A 21,271-nucleotide genomic window follows, 5' to 3' on the forward strand; every position below is an offset into this window, starting at 1 on the left:
CGGGCGCGTGCGAAACGCCTCGGTCTCGTTCGGCATGAGGTTCTTACTTAACCCAATTTATGCCGGGCTCGGGGTGGGGTGCTGGCCTTCGCCGGCGGGCTGGTCGGGGGCGGAGCCGCCGTGCTCTTCGTCGGGCTGGTAGTTGGCCTCAAGCTCGGCGAGCTTCTCCTTGCCGTAGGCGAAGCGCGTAATCAGCACGTAGAGCACCGGCACGATGAAGATGGCCAGCAGCGTGGCAGACAGCATCCCGCCGAGCACGGTCCAGCCGATGGTCTGCCGGCTTTGGGCGCCGGCGCCGGAGGCGAATACCAGCGGCAGCACGCCCAGGATAAAGGCCAGCGAGGTCATCACGATGGGGCGCAGGCGCAGGCGCACGGCTTCGAGTGTGGCCTCGACCAACGGCATGCCTTTATCGACCCGCTCCTTGGCAAACTCGATGATCAGAATGGCATTCTTGGCCGATAAACCAATGAGGGTAATCAGACCGATCTGGGCGTAGACGTTGTTGGTGAGCTTGGGCAGGAAAAACAGGGCCAGGATGGCCCCGAACGCACCCAGGGGCACGGCCAGCAGCACCGAGAAGGGCACCGACCAGCTTTCGTAGAGGGCCGCCAGAAACAGGAACACGAAGGTCAAAGACAGGGCGAAGATGTACACCGTCTGCCCGCCGGCCAGCTGCTCTTCCCGGCTCAGACCCGAGAATTCGTAGCCGTAGCCGGCCGGCAGGCTCTGGGCCGCGGTTTCTTCGAGGGCTTTCAGCGCGTCGCCGGAGGAATAGCCGGGGGCGGCGTTGCCGTTGATTTCCGCCGAGCGGAACAGGTTGTAGTGGGAGATGAGCGGGGCGCTTTCCGTGCGTTTGTAGGTCGTGAGCGTGCTCAGCGGCACCATGCCACCCTGGCTGTTGCGCACGTAGTATTGGCCCAGGTTGGAGATGTCGCCGCGGTACATGCTGTCGGCCTGGGTGACGACGCGGAAGTTGCGGCCATAGACGGTGAAGTCGTTCACGTAGGCCGAACCCAGGTAGGTGCGCAGGGCCGTGCCGATGTCGGAAATCGAGACGCCGAGCTTCTTGGCCTTCTCCCTGTCAATGGTGAGCTGATAGCCGGGGGTGTTGGCGGTGAAAAACGAGAAGGGATTCACAATTTCGGGCCGCTTGCGCAGGGCCCCGATGAAGTTTTGCAGCGTGGCGTCGAAGTTCTTGATGTCGCCGCCCGCCTCGCGCTCCTGCAAGATGAAGCTGAAGCCCCCGCTGTTGCCCAGGCCCGGAATGGCGGGCGGGGAGATGACCACGATGTTGGCCTCGCGCAGCCGGCTCAGGCGCTGCTGCACGGTGGCAATCAGGCCCTGGAGCTGCTGCTCCTTCTCCTTGCGGTCGTCCCAGGGCTCGAGCTGGCAGAATACGGTGCCGCTGTTCGACTTGGACGAGAAGTTGACCACGTTCAGGCCGCCCAGGCCGGCGTAGTGCTTGATGCCCTTGATCTGGCCCAGCTCCTTCATCACCTCTTTCAGGGTGCTTACGGTGCGCTCCGTGGAGGAAGCCTCGGGCAGGGTGAAGGTCACGAACAGGCGGCCCTCGTCTTCGGTCGGGATGAAGCCCGAAGGCTTGGCACGGAACAACAGGCCAGTGCCCACCACGATGCAGAGCAGGAGGATGACCACGAAGCGGGAGTTCTTAATGCCCCGCTGCACGCCCCGGCCGTATTGGCCGGTTACCTTGTCAAACCAGGTGTTGAAGCGGTAAAAGAACTTGTCGAGGCCCCGCGAGTTCTCGTCGCGCTTGTGGGGCTTGAGCAGCAGCACGCACAGGGCCGGCGTGAGCGAGAGGGCCACGAAGGCCGAGATGACCACCGAAATGGCAATGGTAATGGCAAACTGCTGGTAGAGGCGGCCGGTAATGCCGGGAATAAAGCCCACGGGCACGAACACGGCCGCCAGAATCAGGGCAATGGCAATAACGGGCGCGGAAATCTCGCGCATGGCGGCCAGCGTGGCTTCCAGGGGCGAAAGGCCCCGCTCGTTCATGTTGTGCTCCACGGCTTCCACCACCACAATGGCGTCGTCGACCACGATGCCGATGGCCAGCACGAAGCCAAACATGGTCAGCGTGTTGATGGTGAAGTGCAGGGGGATAAACATGATGAACGTGCCGATGATGGACACCGGAATGGCCAGCACCGGAATCAGCGTGGAGCGCCAGCTCTGCAGAAACAGGAACACCACGATAATGACCAGCACCAGGGCTTCCACCAGCGTGTGCAGTACCTCGTTGATGGACACCTTGACCACCGTAGCCGACTCAAACGGTACCACGTAGTCGAGGTCGGCAGGGAACTGCTTTTTGAGCTGCTCCATGGTCTTGTTCACGTTCTCGTAGGTTTCGAGGGCGTTGGCGCCAGGGGCTTGGTAGACGAGTAGATAGGCCGCGCGCTTGCCGTCCACGAACGAGTTGTTGGCGTAGTTGAACTTGCCCAGCTCCAGGCGGGCCACGTCCTTGAGGTACACTACTGAGCCATCCTCGGGCCGGGTCTTGACGATGACGTTGCCGAACTCTTCGGTGTTGGTCAGGCGGCCTTTCACGAATACGATGTACTCAAACGTCTGCCCGGTCTGGGCGGGCGGGGCTCCGATGGAGCCGGCGGCAATTTGGGCGTTCTGCTCCTGAATGGCGGCCGTGACTTCCTGGGCCGTCACGCCGAGCTGGCTGAGCTTGTCGGGCTTGAGCCAGACCCGCATCGAGAAGTCATCGGCCCGGCTCACGATGTCGCCCACGCCCTTGGTCCGCAGCAGGGCGTCCTTGATGAACACGTTGGCGTAGTTGTCGAGAAAGGTCGTGTTGTGGGTGCCCTTGGGGGCATACATGGCCACCAGCATCAGGATGCTGGGGTTGCGCTTGCGCACTACCAGGCCCAGGCGCTGCACTTCCTGGGGCAGGGTCGGCTGGGCAATGCCCACGCGGTTCTGCACGTCGAGGGCGGCGATGTTGATGTCGGTGCCGACCTCGAAATTGACCGTCATGCTCATCTGCCCGTTGCTGGTGCTGTTGCTTTGCAGGTAAGTCATGCCCGGCGTGCCGTTGACCTGCACCTCCACGGGCGTGGCCACGGTCTGCTCCACGGTCTGGGCGTCAGCGCCGGTGTAAGTGCCGCTCACCGACACCGTGGGCGGCGTGATTTCCGGGTACTGGCCCACGGGCAAGTTCAAAATGGCCAGCAGGCCCACCAGCACAATCACCACCGAGGTGACAATGGCCGTGACGGGGCGCCGGATAAAGGTTTCTGCAATCATGGTTCGATAGTTATGCTTGGAGCCAATGCCGGCAACTCGTCCAGGCCGCCTGGCACGGCCGCGCTCGGCAAGACGGGCTCTTTATTTAGCGGCGGGAGCTGGGGCCGGGGCGGGGCCGGTCTGAATCTGGCCGCCGTCGCGCAGGCGGTTCAGGCCCTCGGTTATCACCTGGTCGCCTTCCTTGATGCCGGACATAATCACAATCTGGTCGCGTAGGCGCGGGCCGAGCTGCACCTTGCGCTGGTCGGCCTTGCTGGAGTCGCCGGCAATGAAGACGAAGTTTTCGCCCATCTGCTCCACCACGGCCTTGAAGGGCACCACCAGGCGGCGGCCCGACTGCCGGTTGAGCACCCGCAGCACCCCGCTCAGGCCGTCCTTGAGCTTGCGGTCGAGGTTCGGAAATTGCACGCGCACCTGCACCGTACCGGTTTGCTGGTCCACGCCGCGGTCAATAGCCAGGATTTTGCCCGGCTGGGCGTAGGTCGTGCCATCGGGCAGGTCGAGGCGGAAGGTGGAGTCGGAAGCGGCGGCGCGCTGGCTCTGCAAGGCCACGAAGCGGGACAGGTCGGCTTCGGGCACCACGAAGTCTACGCCCATCGGGTCCTCGGCGCTGACGGTGTTGAGCAGGGTGCTGCCCGCGCTGACCTGGGAGCCCAGCCGCACCTGCGAGATGCCGATGCGCCCGGTAAACGGAGCCTTGATGGCAGCGAAGTCGAGGTCGGTGCGGGCCGAGTTGACCACGGCCTGAGCCTGGGCAATCTGGGCCTGGGCCGTGGCGTAGGAAGTTGCGGCATTATCGACAATCTGGCGGGCAATGGCGTCCTGCTGCAACAAGCGCTGGTAGCGGTCCAGATTCACCTTGGCATTCTGAGCCAGGGCCCGGGCCGTACGCAGCCCCGCCAGGGCCTGCTGGTAGGCGGCCTCGAATTTGCGCCGGTCAATTTCGTAGAGCGTTTTGCCCTTGGGCACGATGTCGCCTTCCCGGAAGCTGATGGCCGTCACGAAGCCAGTAATCTGGCTGCGCAGCTCCACGTTGTTGATGGCCACCACCGTGGCCGGGTACTCGTCGTAGTACACCGCCTCGGAGGTGCGGGCCGCCACCAGCGTCACGGGCGTGGGCGGGGGCGGTCCGGCGGCCTTTTCGTCTTTCTTGCCGCAGGCGGCGAGGGTGAGCAGACCGGCGGAGCAGGATAGGGCCAGGAAAAGCTTGTTCATATGAAGAGGTAAGCGGGAGCGAAGGAAAAGGAATCGTTGACCGATGTAGAGACGCATACTCGCGTCTCGGTGTTGAACTACGGTAGGCAACGTCCCCGGTGGTGCGGCGTGGACGAAAAGACGCGAATACGCGTCTCTACAGCCGTTCAGCCGTTAGTACGAAGTCGGCAGGCTGCCCTGGGCGCGGAGCAGGTCAACTTTGCTGCTCAGCACCTGAAACAGGGCGCTGTAGTAATTGAGCTGGGCGGTGCGCAGCGTGGTCTGGGCCACAATCACGTCGAGGTAGGTTTTGATGCCCTCCCGGTATTGCAAGTCCACCACCGAGTACACCTCCTTCGACAAAGCCAGGTTGCGCTGGCCGATGAGGTAGTCGGTATAGTAGCCCTTGTAGCTGGCCAGGGCCTGTTCATACTCGGTGTTGATGCTGTTGCGGGTGGCCACAATATCCTGGTCGAGGCGCTGGTCGCCGAGGCGGACGCGGCGCAGGTTCTGCAGCCGGCGCGTACCCTGGAAAATGGGCAGACTCAGCTGCAGGCCCGCGTAGGAGCTGGGGAAGCGCTGGGAGTACAGGTCGCCGAAGTTGTTGTTCTGGAAGGCCGCGTTGTAGTTGCCGAAGGCCGACAGCGAGGGCAGGAATCCCCAGCGGTAAAAGCTGATCTGGGCTTCCTGGAGGGCCTTCTGGGTTTGCAGGCGCTGCAGCTCGATGCGGTTGGCGGGGTCCAGGCCCAGGGCCGTGTCGGCCACGGCGTCGCGCATGAGCTGGAGCGTGTCGTACTGCAGGGCCAGGGGCTGGGCGCCGGGCAGGCCCATGAGGTCCTTCAGGTAGGCCGACTTGGCCTTGATGGCTTCCACGGCCTGCTTGCGGGCCACGATGGAGTTGTTGAGCGAAATCTCTGCCTGCTTGTAGTCGATTTTATCCACGATGCCGGCGTCGTAGCGGGCCTTGGCGTCTTTCAGGCTGCGCTGCAGCCGCACGATGTCCTCGCCCAGCACGTCGAGCTGGCGCTGGGAGAGCAGCACGTCGTAGAAGGCCTTGCTCACGCCTGCCACCACGTCGATACGCACGTTGGCGGTGGTTTGCTGGTAGAGCTGGCGGGAAGGCCGGGCGCTGCGGGAGGCCAGCAGCACGTCGTTGTTGAAAATGGCCTGGGTGCCGGCCAGCCCGATAGTGGACGTGTTGCGCAGGCCAATCTGCCGGGGTACGTTCACGCCCTCCGCGTTGGGAAACACGGTGTAGGGCAGCTGGAAGTAGTGCTGGCCGGTGGCGTTGAGGTTGACCTGGGGCAGCCAGCCGGCCAGCCCGATGCGGATGTTGGCCTCGTTGGTTTCCTCGTCGATGCGGGCCTGGCGCAGCAAGGGCTGGTTTTGCAGGGCAAACTGCAGGCACTGGTCGAGGGTGAGCTGGCTGGGCGGTGGCGGCGTGGCCACCAGTTGCGCCCGCACCCCAAGCGGGGCAAACAGGAGCAGGCCGAGCAGAAGCCGAAGCGTCTGAATCCGTTGTTTCATAGCAAAGAAAAGACAGCTACCACTTCAGTAGCCGAAAGGTGCTGGGCGGGATAACCCAATAGGGGCGGATAGAGCGGCAGCCCAATAGCGCGAACCCAGCCCGGAAAGCTGCGCTGCGCGAGGGCCCGAAGCCGAGCGGGCAAACCCGGCCGGCCTGGCGGGGGGGTAGGCTTAGAAGGGCGCCGGTGGGGTGGGATAGTGCGGCCGACGCAGGGCGGAGCATTCCGGGGTGGACAGGAATACAAGTCCACTAAACCAGCGGCCGGGCAAAAGGTTGCAGACCGAGCCGAACCAGTCGGTGGCCCACTACCCTCGCAAAAGCCGATTCTCGGGCCTAGAGCTCGGTTACCAGCACCCGCACGTCGGTATTGCGGCCGTGGTCATCGGCGCAGGAAATCTTGACCGAGCCCGCGGGCGGGCGGAAAAAGATCCGCTCGTTGGCCGCCGCTGCGCGCAGAAACCGGTCGTTGACGTACCAGTACACTTGGCGCACCTCGTTGTCGGTGGTGCAGCTGAGCAAGAGCTGCTGCCGCTCCCCTTTGGTCAGCACGTACTCCGAGTTGGCCAGGGGCGAGGTAATGCTGGGGGCCCGGTCGCGGCCCCCGCGCACGAGCTGGCAGGCGGGATTATGGGGCGGCAGGCGGCGGTACGGAATGCCCTGGGCTTCCTTGAAAGCCAGTACTTCGGGCTGCAAATTTGGGTACAGCTCGCGGCGGTAGCCCGCGGGGGGCGCGCAGGCCCGGCAGTAGGCATACTGCCCGTCGGCCGAGAGCAACACTTCCTTCTGGTGCTGGCAGCGCCTAGTGGTGGAAATACCGGGCAAAAAGTAATCGATGAGCTGGTTGGGGCAGGTTTCCCCCGGGGGCAGGCCCGTTTCGGCGCACACCAGCCGGAAGTCGAGGCTGGCCGGGGGCTGAAACCAGTTGTTGGGTGAGTTATAGGCCAGGGCGTTGAACAAGTCGAAGAGCAGGGGCGTGGCCACGTCGGAGCCGGTGAGGGCCGGGCTGCCCTGTCCGCTGAAGTTGCCCACCCACACCCCGATGGTATACTCCTTATTATAGCCGATGCTCCAGGCGTCGCGGCGGCCGTAGCTGGTCCCGGTTTTCCAGGCAACCTTGGGCAGACGGAGGCTGGCTTCGTAGCCAACGGGCAAATCGGGGCGGGTGAGCTGGGCCAGGATGTCGGTGATGAGGAAAGCTGAAGCGTCGGAAAACAGCGCCGTCGGAGCCTGCGGCCGAGCCGGGGCTTGCCATTGCAGCGGAGCGTACTGCCCGCCCCGGGCCAGGGTCACGTACAGGTTGGTCAGCTCCTCCAACGTCGCCCCGCAGCCACCCAGGATGGTGCTCAGACCCAGGTGGGGCGCGTCGCGGGCCACGCGCCGAAAGCCGGCCGCCCGCAGCTTGTCGGTAAACGTGGGTACGCCCAGCTCCGATAGCACCCGCACGGCCGGAATATTGAGCGAATACGCCAGGGCCCGGTCCAGGGGCACTTCCCCGTTGCAGCGCTTGTCGAAGTTTTCGGGCTGGTAGCCGTTGAAGTTGGTGGGCACGTCGGGCAGCAGCAGCTTGGGCGTGACCAAGCCTTTGTCGAGGGCTACGGCGTAGAGCAGGGGCTTGAGGGTGCTGCCCGGGGAGCGGATGGCCTGCACGCCGTCGTTCTGGCCCTTGCTGGCCGCATCCCGAAAGTCGGCCGAGCCCACGTACGCCTCCACGGCCCGGCTACGGTTGTTGACCACCAGCACCGCGGCGTTGGTAATCCCCAGTTCCTGCAGTCGGCGGACATAGTTGCGGGTCAGGTCCTCAGCTTTGGCCTGCTTGCTGCGCACGAGCGTGGCCCGCAGGCTGGGCTGGCCGGGAAATTGCCGCACCAGCCGCCGCGCCAGGTGGGGGGCCAGGCGCGGGGCCGCGTGCCTCTGCACATCCAGAGGTTCGAGCAGAGCATCGGCAATGGCTTGGTGGGGAAACAGCCGCTGAGCATCGAAGCGGCGCAGCCAGCGGTTACGCTCCTGCCGGATGGCCGCGTTGTGGCGGCCCAGCACCACCCCGCGCGGACGGTTCGGAATAATGGCCAGCGTCACGGTCTGGGCCAGTGAAAGGTAGTCAGGGGGCTGTTGAAAATACAGCAGCGCGGCCGACTTAACGCCTTCCACGTTGCCGCCGTAGGGCACCAGGTTCAGGTAGAGCTGCAGAATTTCGGCCTTGCTATAGTGGGCCTCCAGCTGCAGGGCGCGCAGCATTTCGAGCAACTTGTTGGGCCAGGTGCGCTCCTTGGGCTCCAGCAGCCGAGCCACCTGCATGGTGATGGTGCTGGCCCCGGTGGTGCGGCCCGAGCCGGTCAGGTTGCGGCCCGCGGCCTTGAGAATGGCCAGCGGGTTGACGCCGGGATGGTAGTAGAAGTAACGGTCCTCCTTCTCAATGATGGTTTGGCGCAGGGCCGGGGTGATTTCGCGCAACTCGGTTTTCATGCGCCACTTCTGGGTCGGGTTCAGAAAGGCGTGCAGCACGGTGCCGTCGGCGGCCAGCACCAGGGGAGAGTACTGAGGGGCTGGGGGCAGCGGAAACAGCCAGTTCAGGCCGCCAAGCAGCCCGGCCAGGACCAGCAGAGTGCCCGCCACTATGGCTACGCGTCGTTTCATGCACTCCAGCCCATCGGGCGCTCGGGGGTCAGTGGTCGAAAGCAACAAGATACTGACTTAGCAGTGCTCCCGACACCTTATTTATATAGGTGCCGAGCCGCCGACCAGATTGGGTGCCGAAGTGGAGCGAGTTTTTTGTCGGCCCGGCGGCTCGGCAGGCGACTAGCATGAACATGAAGATTGTACTAATCAGCGGGAAACTAACAAGCGTTTGTTGGCTCGGGGGCTTAATTTTCCTTGTATAGGGTTAGATATATCCAATTAGTCGCCACCGGATTAGAAATTAGAATAGGGTTAAAAACAGAAATAGTAAGTTGGTGTATTGCCGTTGTTCGCACTCTTTGTATTAAATTGGAGGCTTGTACGCATCTCCTCACACTTACACTTTTTTACTCAACACCATTTTTGCATGAAAAAAATCTTACTCATGAGTTTCTTGCTCATGATCACCTTGCTACAGCAGGTGACGGCTCAAACCCGGAGTATTTCTGGGCGGGTCACGGACAGACAAACTGGTGAAGGTGTACCCGGTGTCACCATCCTGGTAAAAGGTACGTCGAATGGTATTTCTACCAATTCCGACGGTACGTATACGCTGACGAACGTACCAGAAAGCGGTGCTACGCTGGTATTCAGCTCCATTGGCTTCCTGACTCAGGAGCGTCCCGTGGGCACCGACACCCAAATCAACATCGGTCTGGCTACCGACTCCAAGCAGCTGAGCGAAGTTGTGGTAACCGCTCTGGGTATCGAGCGGGAGCGCAAGTCGCTGGGTTACGCTGTGCAGACGCTGGATAACAAGGAAATCACCCGCGCCAACGAATCCAACTTGGTTCGCTCGCTGCAGGGCCGCGTAGCCGGGGTACAGATCTCGGGTGCTTCCGGCTCGGCCGGTGGTGCTACCCGCGTAGTAATCCGGGGTTCGCAGTCGTTCACGGGCGATAACCAGCCGATCTACGTAGTAGACGGTAACATCATCAGCAACAGCGCCGTGAACAGCTCGGCTGGCTCGGGTGGTGACCTCAACAACGGCGTCGACCTTCCCAACCGCGCCGGTGATATCGACCCCAACAACGTGGAGTCGATTACGATTCTGAAAGGCCCCGCCGCTGCCGCCCTCTACGGCGCCCGCGCTGCTTCGGGTGCTATCGTTATTACCACCAAGAAAGGCACCGGTACGAAAGGCCAGTCGCAGATCACGCTCAACAGCTCCCTCACGCTGGACCGCGTAAACCGTCTGCCCAACTTCCAGAACACCTACGGTAGCGGTAACGACGGCGTGTACGACCCCGAGAACAACACGAGCTGGGGTCCGAAAATGCTGGGTCAGAACGTAGCCGACTGGCACACCATCGGCATCCGCAATGCCGCCGGTCAGCCTGCTGACTCCATCAAGCTGGTTCCTCACCCCGACAACGTTCGTAACTTCTACGAGACGGGTCAGACCTTCAACAACTCGATTTCCTTCGCTGGCTCGAACGAGGCTTCGAACTACTACGTGTCGCTGTCGGATGTTCGCACCAAGTCGATCATTCCAAACACGAACTACAAGCGGACTTCGGTTAGCCTGAGCGGCGGCACTCGCCTGTTCAACCGCGTATCGACCAACGGTTCGGTAACCTACGTGAAGTCGGGCGGTGACCGTGGTATCCAGGGTCAGTCGCGTGCCAACATCATCCAGACGATTGCCAACACGCCCCGCGACATTGAAATTAAGGATCAGAAGGACTACAACGATCCGCGCTACAACCTGTCGACCTACTACCTGGCTGGTTTCCGCAACAACCCGTACTTCCTGCTCGACAAAAACCTGCTCACCGACAACGTGGACCGTATCCTGGGTACGGCTGCCGTTAGCTACGACCCACTGTCGTGGCTGAACGTGACGCTGCGTCAGGGGGTTGACTTCTACTCGGACCGTCGTCGTCAGCGCATCGCGCAGGGTACTATCAACAACGCTACCGGTCGTTACATTGAGGACGTACTCTACGGCCGCAACGCTACCACCGACCTGTTGTTCAACTTCACCAAGAGCATCAACGAAGACTTCGTTGTGAAAGCAATTCTGGGTGGTCAGTACCAGCAGCAGTCGTTTGAGCGCAACAACATGGACGGCGTAGGTCTGGTAGTTCCGGATTTCTACGACCTGAGCAACTCGGCCGCCGCCGTACTGGTGACCAAGACTGAGACCCAGACCCGCGTAGCCGGTGCTTTCGCCGACCTGCAGCTGGCGTTCCGCAACTACCTGTTCGTGGGCCTGACCGGTCGTAACGACTGGGCTTCGACGCTGCCCAAGAAAAACCGCTCGTTCTTCTACCCAAGCGCCAACGTGAGCTTCGTGTTCTCGGACGCTCTGAAGATCCAGAACGACATCTTCTCGTCGGGTAAAGTACGTGCCAACATCGCCTCGGTAGGTAAGTCGGCTCCGCCGTACTCGATCCAGCCCGTGTTCACCAAGTCCTCGATTGACGATGGTTTCAGCGGCCAGTACGTATTCCCCCTGGGTTCCGTACCCGGCTTCCGCGTGGGTAACACCCTGGGCAACCCCGACTTGAAGTCGGAGCTGACCACCTCGTACGAAGTAGGTACCGAGCTGAACTTCCTGAAGAACCGCATCGGCATCGACTTCACGTACTACAACGCCAAGAGCAAGGACATCATCGTAGCCGTACCTGTATCGAGCACCTCGGGCTTCACCTCGCAGTACGCCAACGCCGGCTCGATGGAGAACAAGGGTATCGAAGTAGCGCTGAACCTGACCCCCGTGCAGCTGACCAACGGCTTCAAGTGGGACGTGAACATGACCTACACCCGCAACCGCAACCGCGTGACGGCCGTGACCAGCAACACGCCTAACATCGGCGTAGGTGGTCTGGGCAGCGTATCGCTGGAAGCCCGCGTAGGCCAGCCTTACCAGAGCTTCTTCGGCAGCAAAATGCTGCGCGACCCCGAAGGCCGCGTAGTAGTAAGCCCAACCACGGGCTTCCCGCTGGCTGATCCGGTTCTGGCTCCTCTGGGCTCGATCCAGCCGGACTACCTGGCTGGCCTGTCGTCCACGTTCTCGTTCAAGGGCCTGGCCCTGAACGTGCTGTTCGACACCAAGCAGGGTGGCAAATTCTACTCGCAGACCATCACCTCGGGTTACTTCACGGGTGCTCTGGAAGAGACGACGGCCAACGACCGTCAGCCCTTCCTCTACCCCAACTCGGTACTGCGTAACGCCGATGGCACTTTTACCCCCAACACGACTGTTCTCGCCAACGGCGGCTTCACCTACTGGTCGCAGGTTGCCAACATCGGCGAAAACACGCTGTTTGACGCTTCGTACGTTAAATTCCGTGAGGCCAGCCTGAGCTACAGCCTGCCAACGAACCTGGTAAGCAAAGTGAAGCTGACCGGCGTTCAGTTCTCGCTGATTGGTCGTAACCTCGCTCTGTGGACCCCAAAGTCGCAGAAGCACATGGATCCGGAAGTAAGCTCTTTTGGTTCGGGTAACAACCAGGGCTACGAGTTCTTCGCTTATCCGACGACCCGTTCGTACGGTGCCAGCCTGAAGCTCACCCTGTAATCTTATTAAAAGTCAACCGATGAAATTCAAAAACATACGGTCTATTGCACTCATTGGGCTTTTATTGAGCACTGGTGCCTGCAAAAAGGACATTTTCGACATCAATACTGATCCGAACAACCCAACCAGCGCGGACATTGCGCTGGTACTGCCCTCGGGCCAGGCTTTCGTAAGCTTCGTGGTGGGTGGTCAGTACAACATCATGGGTGAGATTCTGGCGCAGCACATGGGTATTCCCAACGGTGCCAACCAGTACCGCAGCTACGACCAGTTCAACATCAACTCGGGCACCTTCGACGGCCGCCAGTTCCAGAACCTGTACGCCGGCGCGCTGGAAGACTTCCAGAACGTCATCAACCAGGGCACTCCGGCCGGTGAACTCCGCATGGTGGGCATTGCCAAGATCCTGAAGGCGCACACCTACCAGGTGCTGACCGACCTGTACGGCGACCTGCCCTACAGCGAGGCCCTGACCGGGGTGAACACCACGCCGAAGTATGACAAGCAGCAGGACATCTACAAGTCCCTGCAGCTGCTGCTCGACGAGGCCATCAACGACATCAACAAGCAGCAGGGTCGTTTCCCTGCCAACGCTGACCTGAACTACCAGGCCAACAACGAAGCCAACATGGCGAAGTGGGTGCGCTTGGCCAACACGCTGAAACTGCGCATGTACATGCGCACCAGCGAGGTGGATCCAGCGGGTGCTGAAGCCGGCATCAAAGCCCTGTACGCTCGCAACACCGACGTGACGGCACTGTTCATGCGCTCGGGTGAAAGCTTCCAGTTCAACAACGGCACGGCGACCAACACGGAGAACCCGTTCTACCAGGCCAACTTCCGTCTGCCCAACAACCTGGCGGGCAGCGCCACGATTGGCAACATCATGACCAGCACCAACGACCCCCGTCTGCCGGTGTACTTCCTGGATGCTGACCTGAAGACGACGCCTATCGACTACCTGTTCGTGGAGCCCGGTCGTAACGTGTACGTGAACAACTACATCAACCCTCCCGGAACCACGCTCAACGCAATTCGTTACTCGTGGCCCGGAACGTGGTTCATTGGCCAGAACTTCACGAACTCCGGCGCGCTTGGTAGCACGTACGCTGGCATTTCGGCTACGGACGCCGCGGCTAAGTCGCGCCCCACGCTGCTGCTGACCTACGAAGAAAGCCTGTTCCTGCGCTCGGAAGCGGCTTCCCGCGGCTGGGCTCCGGCTGGCGAGGTTGCCAAAACGCTGTACGATAACGCCGTAACGGCCTCGCTGACGCGCTACGGCGTAGGCGCCGGTGCCACGGCTTACCTGGCGCAGACCCGCGTAGCTTTCCCAACCACGGGTAGCACGGCCGACAAAGTGAAGGCCATCAGCACCCAGAAGTGGCTGTCGTACTACGGCACCAACGGTATGGAAGCTTGGTCGGATCAGCGTCGGACGAACAACCCGCCGCTGACGTCGCCAATCGTGAACACGCTGGGCGCGGGTAAATTCGTGAACCGCCTGCCCTACGTTGACTCGGAACTGCAGCGCAACACTGCCAACGTTTCGGCCACGGGCTTGGCCCCCGGCGACATCCAGACCCGCGTATGGTGGGACGTAAACTAAGCGTCTGACTTACAAATAAGAAAAGCCCCGACCAAGTGGTCGGGGCTTTTTTTGTGTCTTCCAGCCACTGGTCGTCTTAGTATTCAGGGCATCATTCCTAGGCGGTCAGGTTACTTTCGGAGAGAACGTAAGGCCAGCGCTTCAACTCTGGCTACTAGGCTCTGGCCGTCTATTCAAGCCTGCTGGTTCTGCCGCGGCCGATGCTTCCAACGTCTGGCCGCGGCAGGGCCGGGCGCTACCGCACCCGCACCATGCCGGCCCCGTTGTAGGAGTGGTACTCAGCATTGTACATGGCGTCGGCGCTGACCGGGCCGAGGCGGAAGGTGCCCTTCGACACAGCCCGGGCCGCGTAGTAAAACGACTTGGGCGAAGTGGTGGCGGTGGTGAACAGATTGATCCGGTCGTCGCGCAGGTCGAGGTAGTCGGGCGTGGCCGCGTCCTTGGCCCAGCTGATGTCGCGCACGGCCCCGATGCGCGGATTCTCGATTTCCAGACCCGCGGGCAGCAGGTCGGTGATGGCCACGTTCGGCACCGAACCCGCCGCGTCGGCCGCCTGCAGCGTGATTTTCACGACCACCAGATCATTCTGCCGGAAGGTAGCCGAGCCCACGGGGTTGCCGTTGCGGTCCAGAAACTGCCGGCGCACTTTCAGGTAGGAGTCCTCCTGGCGCACGGTGTTGGTCGGCGCTACGCCCTCGGTTTCCCAGAAGTAGTAGAGGCTGCCGGTGCCGGCCGTGCGCAACGCCACCTGGCGGTTGGCCACGTTGTTGACCGTCAGGTCGGGGCCCGAGAACCGGCCGATTTCCTTGGCGTCGGCCAGCAGGGTGGCGGTGGCGGTGCTGCCGGCGTTCTGCCGGGCTACTTTGCCCAGGGCCAGCAGGGAAAAGGCGCGCTCCTGGGTGCTGAGCCAGCGGGCCGCTTTCACCTGTCGGCTCAGCAGGCGGGTGATTTTGGGCACCATCGCATTGCCGGGGTCGGCCTCGAGCAGGGCGTTGAGCTCCAGGGCCAGGTCGCGGACGGGGGAATAGAACGAGCCGTCGAAGGCGCGGCGGGCGGCGGTTTCGGTGAACGTGGTGGGCAGCAGGTCGCGGAAGCCGGTCTGGTTGCCGCCCACGGCCTGGGCCGCGGCCAGCAGGAAGCGCGAATCCTGGGCCAGCAGCTGGCGGTTGGCCTTGTAGTAATTCAGGGCCACGGCATCCTGGCGGCCGGCCAGGGCCAGCACGTACACGGAGTAGGCAATTTCCTTTTTGGCAATGACCTTGCGGCGGGCAATCTGATTCACGTCGAAGTAATCATACTCCTCGGTTTCGCGCCGGCGGGTGCGGGCCTGCAGGTATTGCAGGGTCTTGTCGAGCGTGGACTTATTGACGTCGAAGCCGGCGCGCTGGGCTTCGAGCAGGAAGTGGGCGGCGTAGGTGGTGGCCCACCAGTTGTCGTAATCGCCGCCGGGCCAGTAGCTCAGGCTGCCGTTGTAGAGCTGCTGGGCCTCGATTTTGCGGATGGCCTCCTGCACGTTGTAGTTGGGGTTGAAGCGCGTGCCCTTAAGCTGCTTGCCCGCTTTCTGGCCCAGCGTGGCGGTCAGGTCGCCGTAGTAGAGCTGGGGGAAAGCGGCCGACACGGTTTGTTCCAGGCAGCCGTAGGGATATTGCAGCAGGTAGCGCAAGTCCTTGGCAAACTCCGTCATCGGCGAGCGGCTCACCACCAGCTGACTGCGCAGGGTGGCCGGAATAAAGGCCGTCTTCAAGTTCAGATTCTGGACGCTGCCGCCCTTCACCACGCCCGAGCCGGATACTTTTTCCAGCGGGGAAGCTGGGCGAACGGGTATTTCGACTCGTTCATTTAATACATAAGTTGGGGTAGCTGCATCATCGTCATTCCCCGGTACATTCGGTTTTTTACGGACGTAGACGTTGATTTTGACATCAATAAATCCAGAACCTATAGCTGAAGCAGTGTAACGATAAACTATCCTTTTCTCAGCGTTAGGTTGCAACGGCCCAGAGTATATAGCCATTGCTGAAAAATGCTTGCCTGAAACTATCAAGTCGTTCTTTGGATTTTCGGCAACTCTATTTAACAACTGACTTGTTGGGCCGCCAGCATAGAAATCCAGCACTTTCCCCGTCGTATTCGTCAGCGTCACCGGCACGTCAATCGTGTCGCCGGGGCTGAGGAAGCGGGGGAGGCTGGTGCTGATAACTACCGGGTCGGCCACGCGCATGGTTTGCTCGGCCGAGCCGAAGGCGTCGCCCTTGTAGGCCACGGCCATCACCCGCACAGCCCCGCTGAACTGCGGAATGCGGACTTTGTAGCGCACCTTGCCGCTGGCGTCGGCGCGGAGCACCCCGCTCCACTTAGCCAGCAGCTTCACCCGGCGTGAGGGCACGGGCGTGGTGCGGCGGGAGAGGTCGGCGCCGTCGCCGCCGGAGGAGCTGGTGCCCAGCTCGGGCAGCAGGAAGGGGTATACGTCGTAGGCCTGCACTTCCAGGGCGCGCTTCTGGTAGAAGTAGGCGTAAGGATCGGGCGTGCGGTAGTCCTTCATCTGCAGAATGCCCTCGTCCACCACCGCGAAGGTGACCGAAGCCCCGGGGGCGGTGCTGGCCTCGATGGTCTGCCAGGTCTGGGAGCGGCTCTGGGCGGGCACTTTCAGCGCAATGGGCAGCCGGGTACCGGGTTTTTCCACGGTCAGCGGCACGAAGCCCCGGGCCACGGTGAGCGGCAGGCGGTTGTCGGTGATTTCGCGGATGGCGGTGGCCGTCACGTAGATGTTGGGCACGTGATTCCCCCGAATTGGGATGCTTACCCGGGCCGACTTCTCGTCGGTGGTCACGTAGAAATGGTCGAGCACCTTGTCGCGCTCCACCGTCACGAGCACGCGGCCGGCGAAGGGCGTTTTGAGCAGGAGCTTGGCCACGTCGCCGGGCTGGTACTTCGCCTTGTCGGCCTCGATGGTGACTTCGCCCTCGTTGTTGACCTCGAAGGCGTTGCTCTGGGTGTCGCCGTAGCCGTAGGCGTAGAAGCGGCTGGCCACGTAGGTTTCGGCGCCGGGCCGGGCCACGCGCACCTCGTACTCACCCGAGGAAGCCGGGGTGAAGTTGAGCGTGGTTTCGGTGCCCACGGTGCGGGTCTGGGTCAGGATGGCCTGCTCGCGCTTCTGGGAGGTGTACTGGTAGCGGCCCCCCTGACGGGCAATGACCGTTTCCCACAGCAGCCGCACCACCTTGATCTGGGCGGGGGCGCTGGTAGGTTGACCTTTAGGCGTGAGGGCCACGAAGCGCAGGGCCAGCGGCTGGCGGGTGCTGACCAGCTCGGGCACGTCCTGCACCCCGAACATCACCCGCTGGGTTTGCACCTCAAACGTGGCGAGGCGGTTGACCGGCCGGCCCGATTCGTCGAAGACGGTGGCGAAGGCGGCGCCTTCCAGGGTGCCGAGGTCTTCGTAGTTGGGCACTTCGTAGGTGGCCGTGCCCTTGCCCGTGGCGTCGGTGGTGCCTTCGCGGGTGGTTTTCTCGAAGCGGTCCGAAATCGAAGTGTTTTCCTCTTCGTCGTTGTAGTTGCGGCGCTTCGTCTCGCCCGAGCTGATGCCGAACGAGTAGCCGGGGTAGTTTTTGGGGTTAAAGCGTTTTTCCTTCAGCGAGAATTCCACCTCAAACTTCCGGTCGGCGGCGGGCGGGCCAAACAGGTTCAGGGCCGTGATGTTGGCATTCACCGCCTGGCCCGGACCCACCACGGCGGGCGCAGCCGTCACGGTTACCTTGAGGCGGTCCGGGATAAACTCCTCCACCGAGAGTTTGCGCGAGGTCAGCAGCACGTCGTTGCCGGTGAGGACCTCCAGGGTGTAGAGGCCGGTCATGACGCTGGCGGGCAGAATAAAGCGCGACTCAAACGAGCCGTCGGCCGAAAGCTTCTTGCGCAGGCTGGCGTATTCCTTGCCCGTGGGTAGCAGCAGGCGGATTTTCACCGGTAGATTCGAAGGTGGTGCCTGCCAGCCCTCGGTGCGAATCACGGTGTTCGTCTGGATGGTGTCGCCGGGGCGGTACAGGTCCCGGTCGCCGTAGAGGAAGGCTTGGTAGCGGGCAGCGTTGCTTTGCAGGCCGCCCACCTCGAAGCGGGAGGTTTCCACCCGGCTCGTGGGCAGGTTCAGAAACGTGAAGTCGGACTCGCGCTGGGCCGTGACCATCGTCAGGCGGAAGCGGCTGGTGGCGGCCGTGCTGTCGAACACGGCCACGCCCGCCCCGTTGGTGGTGCCGGTGCGGATAACCTGGTTGTTGGAGCTTACAAACCGCACGCTGACCCCGCTCAGGGGCTGGGCGGTGCGGATGGAGTTGGCAAAGACCAGCGTGCGGCCGGCCTTGCCCTGCTTCACAATCAGGCCGATGTCCGACACCGACACCAGCTTGCTGACCTGCAACCACTGCCGCTCGGTGTCCTGGACCTTCACAATGTAGAGCCCTTTCATCGGGCCGGTGAATTCCAGGTCCTTGAAGCTCAGGTTGAGCAGGCGCAGGCCGTTTTCCTTGGGCAGGCCGGCCACGGTGTAGGTACGCTCGGTCAGCACGTTGCCCAGGTTCTCGACGTCATAGTAGTGGTAGGACTTGTTTTCGTACTCGCCCCCGTCCCCGCCTTCTTCGCCGTCCTCCTCGTAATCGTAGCCGTACTGCTGGCCGCCGCGCAGGAGCTGCTGGATGTTGTTGGCGTAGACCTTGGCAATGGTGACTTGCACCTTCTCAACTTCGGCAATGCGCACGCCCAGGTTGCGGGTGCCCAGCGCGTCGAGGTACATGGCCTTGTCGCCGTTGGCAAAGCTCAGGCTGGGCCGCTCATCTACGAAGGAGGCCGTTTGGGTGAAGGGCTCGGCCAGCTGCCCGCCCAAGGCCCCGCGCAGGCCGCTGCGCAAACTGAGCTGGTAGGTTTTATCCACGTCGAAGCCGCCTTTCAGCACAAAGCCGCTTTCCAGGGCTTCCACGGCGTAGTCGACGGCCGGCTCTACCGTGAGCAGGGCCGGCACGTCGGTGGCCGATACCGGCTGGTTGGTGAGCACTGTGATAACCGGGTCGCCTTCCACGATGGAGGCCACGACTTCGCGCACGAGCAGGGTTTGCTGGTCGGGCACGGCTACCTGGGCCGTCAGGGGCTGTTTGGTGGTCTGGTCGGAGCCCGCCGGGTGCAGGCCGGGCCCGATTTCGAGCGTGACTGGGGAGCCCGCGCGCACGTCCTGGGTCAGGGCCACGCCCACCACGCTGTCGGCCTCAGCCGTCACCACTTCGAAGGCCACGGCTTTGCCATCCTGCGTGACCTTAAGCAAGGGCTGCAAATCGGCGGGCTTCACGGCGTAGTTGAACAGCAGGTTGGCCCGCATTTCGGCCGTGCCCGCCACGCGCCGACTCTGGCTCCAGAATAGTTGGGGCTCGTGCATCTGCAGGCCGGGGGTGTGAAACCGGGTTTTGCTCAGGCTGGGCTCTTTCTTGAGGTTGAGCGAGGCCAGGGCCACCGGCCGCCACTGGGCCTGAAAAGAAGTGGCGGGCCGGAAGGGCTCGGCCGGGGAGAAGGTCAGCTCCCGGTCACTGGTCCACTTGAACTTGCCGCGTACGGCGGGCTCAAACTGCACGTACTGGAGCGTGTCCCAGCGGCTGACTTTGCCCGCCCCGATGGGCTCGTCGAAAGTGAAGGTAAGGTTCTGGTAGGGACTGATTTCTTCGCCCTCGGCGCTGGAATCAGCACTAGAGCCGGACTTGGAGCAGGCGCTCAGCACGGCCAGCAACACCAGCAGGGGCAGGCGGGATAAACGGGGAATAACCATAAGAATAAAGGGGTTAAGGGACGGCGGAAGGTATAGATAAAACGGCATGTTTGCAGCTATTTATAAAGGAGTTTGCCCGGGTAAATTCGGCTGCCAGAAGCCGTTCTGAAGCTTCTCCGGGCTTGGGCTGCCGCCAAGCATTGAACCCGGTGGGGAAAGCTCTACATTCAGGCTTCGATTCAAGTATTGCTATGAAAAAACAGCTACTGTTGCCCTTGCTGCTGCTTTCCACTGGTCTGGCGGCGCAGGATATACCGGCTTCACCTTACGAGCCCTACAAAACCGCCGTCGGGATTCTGGCCAATCCGCGCCTGCTGGGCATTCAGGCCGAGCGGCGGGTGGGTCCGCACTTCGGCCTGCGCCTCGCCGCCACCCAGGTGTTCGACTACCACCAGCGCCAAAATGAGTTCAGCGCCGGTGGGCTGGGTCTGCTTACCTACTATCTGCCGGTGCGCAACTCCCGCATTGAGCCGGTGCTGGGTGTGGGCGCGGTGTATTCACTCTACCATTGGAATCTGGGCATCACAACCAATATGCGCAATACCAAGGGCAACCTGCAGGACGTCAACCTGGGCGGGGGCGCGGGTATGAATCTGCGCTTCAGCAACGGCTTTCGGGCCGGCTTCAGCCTGCTGGCCGCCAACGGCTTCCGGGCCGAGTACGTGGAGAATGACATGCGGATCGTGGAGCGCCGGCTGCTGGTGCTGCCGGCTTTGTCGCTCGACGTGCTACTGTAGGCGCGCGGCCACGGCCGCGGCCACGTGGCGGCGCCTAGCCCGAAACCGCACCCAGCCCAGCCCGATAACGCCCAGGCCCAGGGGCAGGCACAGCACGCCGAGCCAGACGTAGATATTCTCGTGGAAAAAGTTGATCAACGACACCCCGGCAATGAGCAGGGCCATGCCGGTGCGCAGGTAGGCCAACACGGTCCGCTCATTGGCCAGGCGGGTGCGTTCCAGGGCCAGCACGTCGCTGAGGCTGAGGTGGGAGTCAGTAGGGGAGGGCATACGGGAAGAGAAACGGATGAGCAGCCGTATACGCAGCCCGGGCCGCCGCGCCGGACAGAAACCACCGATAAGACCACCCGTATAGACAGCAGGGGCCGCCTGCCGGTGAGCACGGCGCCCGTCTTTTCCACCGCTGCCCCGGCAGCCTATGCGCAACCAATCATGGCCGACAACAAGAAACCTACCCCCGCCGACGATACTTCCGAAGCCGTAGGCGCCACCCGCGCCACGCCCGTGGATCCGCAAACCACCTCCCCGACCATCGACACCGAAGCCGGCGTCACGATGGGCGACGGTATTCATCACCTGCACAGCCTGAGCAAGGGCGACGAGGACTATATCAACGGCGAAACGCCCGAAGATGACAGCCGGTCGAAGCCCGGGCAGGACAAGCGCTAAGCTCTGCCTGCGCTACACCCTCAGGAAAGCAAAAAGCCCTGGCTACGCGAGTAGACAGGGCTTTTTCGTAGGCACGAAGTCCGTAATTACGGATTCACGTGCTTCAGCTTCAGGCGACGACGCTCCTGGTTTTGCTTTACGCGGCGGTGCAGGGCTTCCACGGCGCTTTCTACGCGCGGGGCGGCTTCCGACTGGGTATTTTCGGTGTTGGTGGTCTTAGTCGACATCTTGAAAAAAATTAAGTTCTGCC

At 62.3% G+C, this 21,271-nt stretch carries 11 protein-coding genes; 4 read left to right on the forward strand and 7 right to left on the reverse strand.

Going from position 1 to position 21,271, the window contains the following annotated elements:
- Nucleotides 1–57 precede the first annotated feature (57 nt).
- From EWM57_RS06250 to pbpC, 4 genes are all read right to left on the reverse strand, one after another.
- Nucleotides 58–3,285 (reverse strand): efflux RND transporter permease subunit, encoded by a 3,228-nt coding sequence (locus EWM57_RS06250; RefSeq protein ID WP_129920279.1) that lies wholly within the window; start codon nucleotides 3,283–3,285, stop codon nucleotides 58–60.
- Nucleotides 3,286–3,366: 81 nt separating this feature from the next.
- The gene (locus EWM57_RS06255) at nucleotides 3,367–4,500 is read right to left on the reverse strand and encodes an efflux RND transporter periplasmic adaptor subunit (protein WP_129920280.1); all 1,134 of its coding nucleotides are present in this window, start codon (nucleotides 4,498–4,500) and stop codon (nucleotides 3,367–3,369) included.
- 153 nt (nucleotides 4,501–4,653) lie between these two features.
- Complete coding sequence (locus EWM57_RS06260; RefSeq protein WP_129920281.1) at nucleotides 4,654–6,006, reverse strand: TolC family protein; 1,353 nt, start codon at nucleotides 6,004–6,006, stop codon at nucleotides 4,654–4,656.
- A gap of 334 nt (nucleotides 6,007–6,340) precedes the next feature.
- The gene (gene pbpC / locus EWM57_RS06265; RefSeq protein ID WP_129920282.1) at nucleotides 6,341–8,641 is read right to left on the reverse strand and encodes a penicillin-binding protein 1C; all 2,301 of its coding nucleotides are present in this window, start codon (nucleotides 8,639–8,641) and stop codon (nucleotides 6,341–6,343) included.
- A gap of 409 nt (nucleotides 8,642–9,050) precedes the next feature.
- On the opposite strand from pbpC, the gene EWM57_RS06270 reads away from it, so the two are divergent.
- Both EWM57_RS06270 and EWM57_RS06275 read left to right on the forward strand, forming a co-directional pair.
- Entirely contained in the window at nucleotides 9,051–12,209 is a 3,159-nt protein-coding gene (locus EWM57_RS06270; protein ID WP_129920283.1) for a SusC/RagA family TonB-linked outer membrane protein, read from the forward strand.
- 64 nt (nucleotides 12,210–12,273) lie between these two features.
- Nucleotides 12,274–13,815 carry a SusD/RagB family nutrient-binding outer membrane lipoprotein gene (locus EWM57_RS06275; RefSeq protein ID WP_165370432.1) on the forward strand — a complete coding sequence of 514 codons (1,542 nt, stop codon included), beginning with the start codon at nucleotides 12,274–12,276 and terminating at the stop codon, nucleotides 13,813–13,815.
- A 235-nt stretch (nucleotides 13,816–14,050) separates the two neighbouring features.
- On the opposite strand, the gene EWM57_RS06280 is transcribed toward EWM57_RS06275, so the two are convergent.
- Nucleotides 14,051–19,615, reverse strand: a complete 5,565-nt coding sequence (locus EWM57_RS06280; protein WP_165370433.1) for an alpha-2-macroglobulin family protein — start codon at nucleotides 19,613–19,615, stop codon at nucleotides 14,051–14,053.
- 191 nt (nucleotides 19,616–19,806) lie between these two features.
- Here EWM57_RS06280 and EWM57_RS06285 point away from each other — a divergent pair, with 191 nt between their 5' ends.
- Entirely contained in the window at nucleotides 19,807–20,352 is a 546-nt protein-coding gene (locus EWM57_RS06285) for a hypothetical protein (RefSeq protein ID WP_129920286.1), read from the forward strand.
- Here EWM57_RS06285 and EWM57_RS06290 read toward each other — a convergent pair.
- Entirely contained in the window at nucleotides 20,344–20,622 is a 279-nt protein-coding gene (locus EWM57_RS06290; protein ID WP_129920287.1) for a DUF202 domain-containing protein, read from the reverse strand. The two genes, EWM57_RS06285 and EWM57_RS06290, sit on opposite strands and share 9 nt — an antisense overlap.
- 162 nt (nucleotides 20,623–20,784) lie before the next feature.
- Here EWM57_RS06290 and EWM57_RS06295 point away from each other — a divergent pair, with 162 nt between their 5' ends.
- Nucleotides 20,785–21,021 carry a hypothetical protein gene (locus tag EWM57_RS06295; RefSeq protein ID WP_129920288.1) on the forward strand — a complete coding sequence of 79 codons (237 nt, stop codon included), beginning with the start codon at nucleotides 20,785–20,787 and terminating at the stop codon, nucleotides 21,019–21,021.
- 86 nt (nucleotides 21,022–21,107) lie between these two features.
- On the opposite strand, the gene EWM57_RS21100 is transcribed toward EWM57_RS06295, so the two are convergent.
- A complete protein-coding gene (locus EWM57_RS21100; protein WP_165370434.1) occupies nucleotides 21,108–21,248 on the reverse strand; it encodes a hypothetical protein in 141 nt (46 codons plus the stop codon).
- Nucleotides 21,249–21,271 lie beyond the last annotated feature (23 nt).

Origin of the sequence: Hymenobacter persicinus (assembly GCF_004167665.1) — a bacterium.
Classification (GTDB): Bacteria; Bacteroidota; Bacteroidia; order Cytophagales; family Hymenobacteraceae; genus Hymenobacter; species Hymenobacter persicinus.

Bases quoted from the DNA above. Each gene is read 5' to 3' on its own strand.
- EWM57_RS06250 (WP_129920279.1), bottom strand. From the start codon at position 3,285: ATGATTGCAGAAACCTTTATCCGGCGCCCCGTCACGGCCATTGTCACC.
- EWM57_RS06260 (WP_129920281.1), bottom strand. From the start codon at position 6,006: ATGAAACAACGGATTCAGACGCTTCGGCTTCTGCTCGGCCTGCTCCTG.
- EWM57_RS06295 (WP_129920288.1), top strand. From the start codon at position 20,785: ATGGCCGACAACAAGAAACCTACCCCCGCCGACGATACTTCCGAAGCC.
- EWM57_RS06255 (WP_129920280.1), bottom strand. From the start codon at position 4,500: ATGAACAAGCTTTTCCTGGCCCTATCCTGCTCCGCCGGTCTGCTCACC.
- EWM57_RS21100 (WP_165370434.1), bottom strand. From the start codon at position 21,248: ATGTCGACTAAGACCACCAACACCGAAAATACCCAGTCGGAAGCCGCC.
- pbpC (WP_129920282.1), bottom strand. From the start codon at position 8,641: ATGAAACGACGCGTAGCCATAGTGGCGGGCACTCTGCTGGTCCTGGCC.
- EWM57_RS06270 (WP_129920283.1), top strand. From the start codon at position 9,051: ATGAAAAAAATCTTACTCATGAGTTTCTTGCTCATGATCACCTTGCTA.
- EWM57_RS06280 (WP_165370433.1), bottom strand. From the start codon at position 19,615: ATGGTTATTCCCCGTTTATCCCGCCTGCCCCTGCTGGTGTTGCTGGCC.
- EWM57_RS06285 (WP_129920286.1), top strand. From the start codon at position 19,807: ATGAAAAAACAGCTACTGTTGCCCTTGCTGCTGCTTTCCACTGGTCTG.
- EWM57_RS06290 (WP_129920287.1), bottom strand. From the start codon at position 20,622: ATGCCCTCCCCTACTGACTCCCACCTCAGCCTCAGCGACGTGCTGGCC.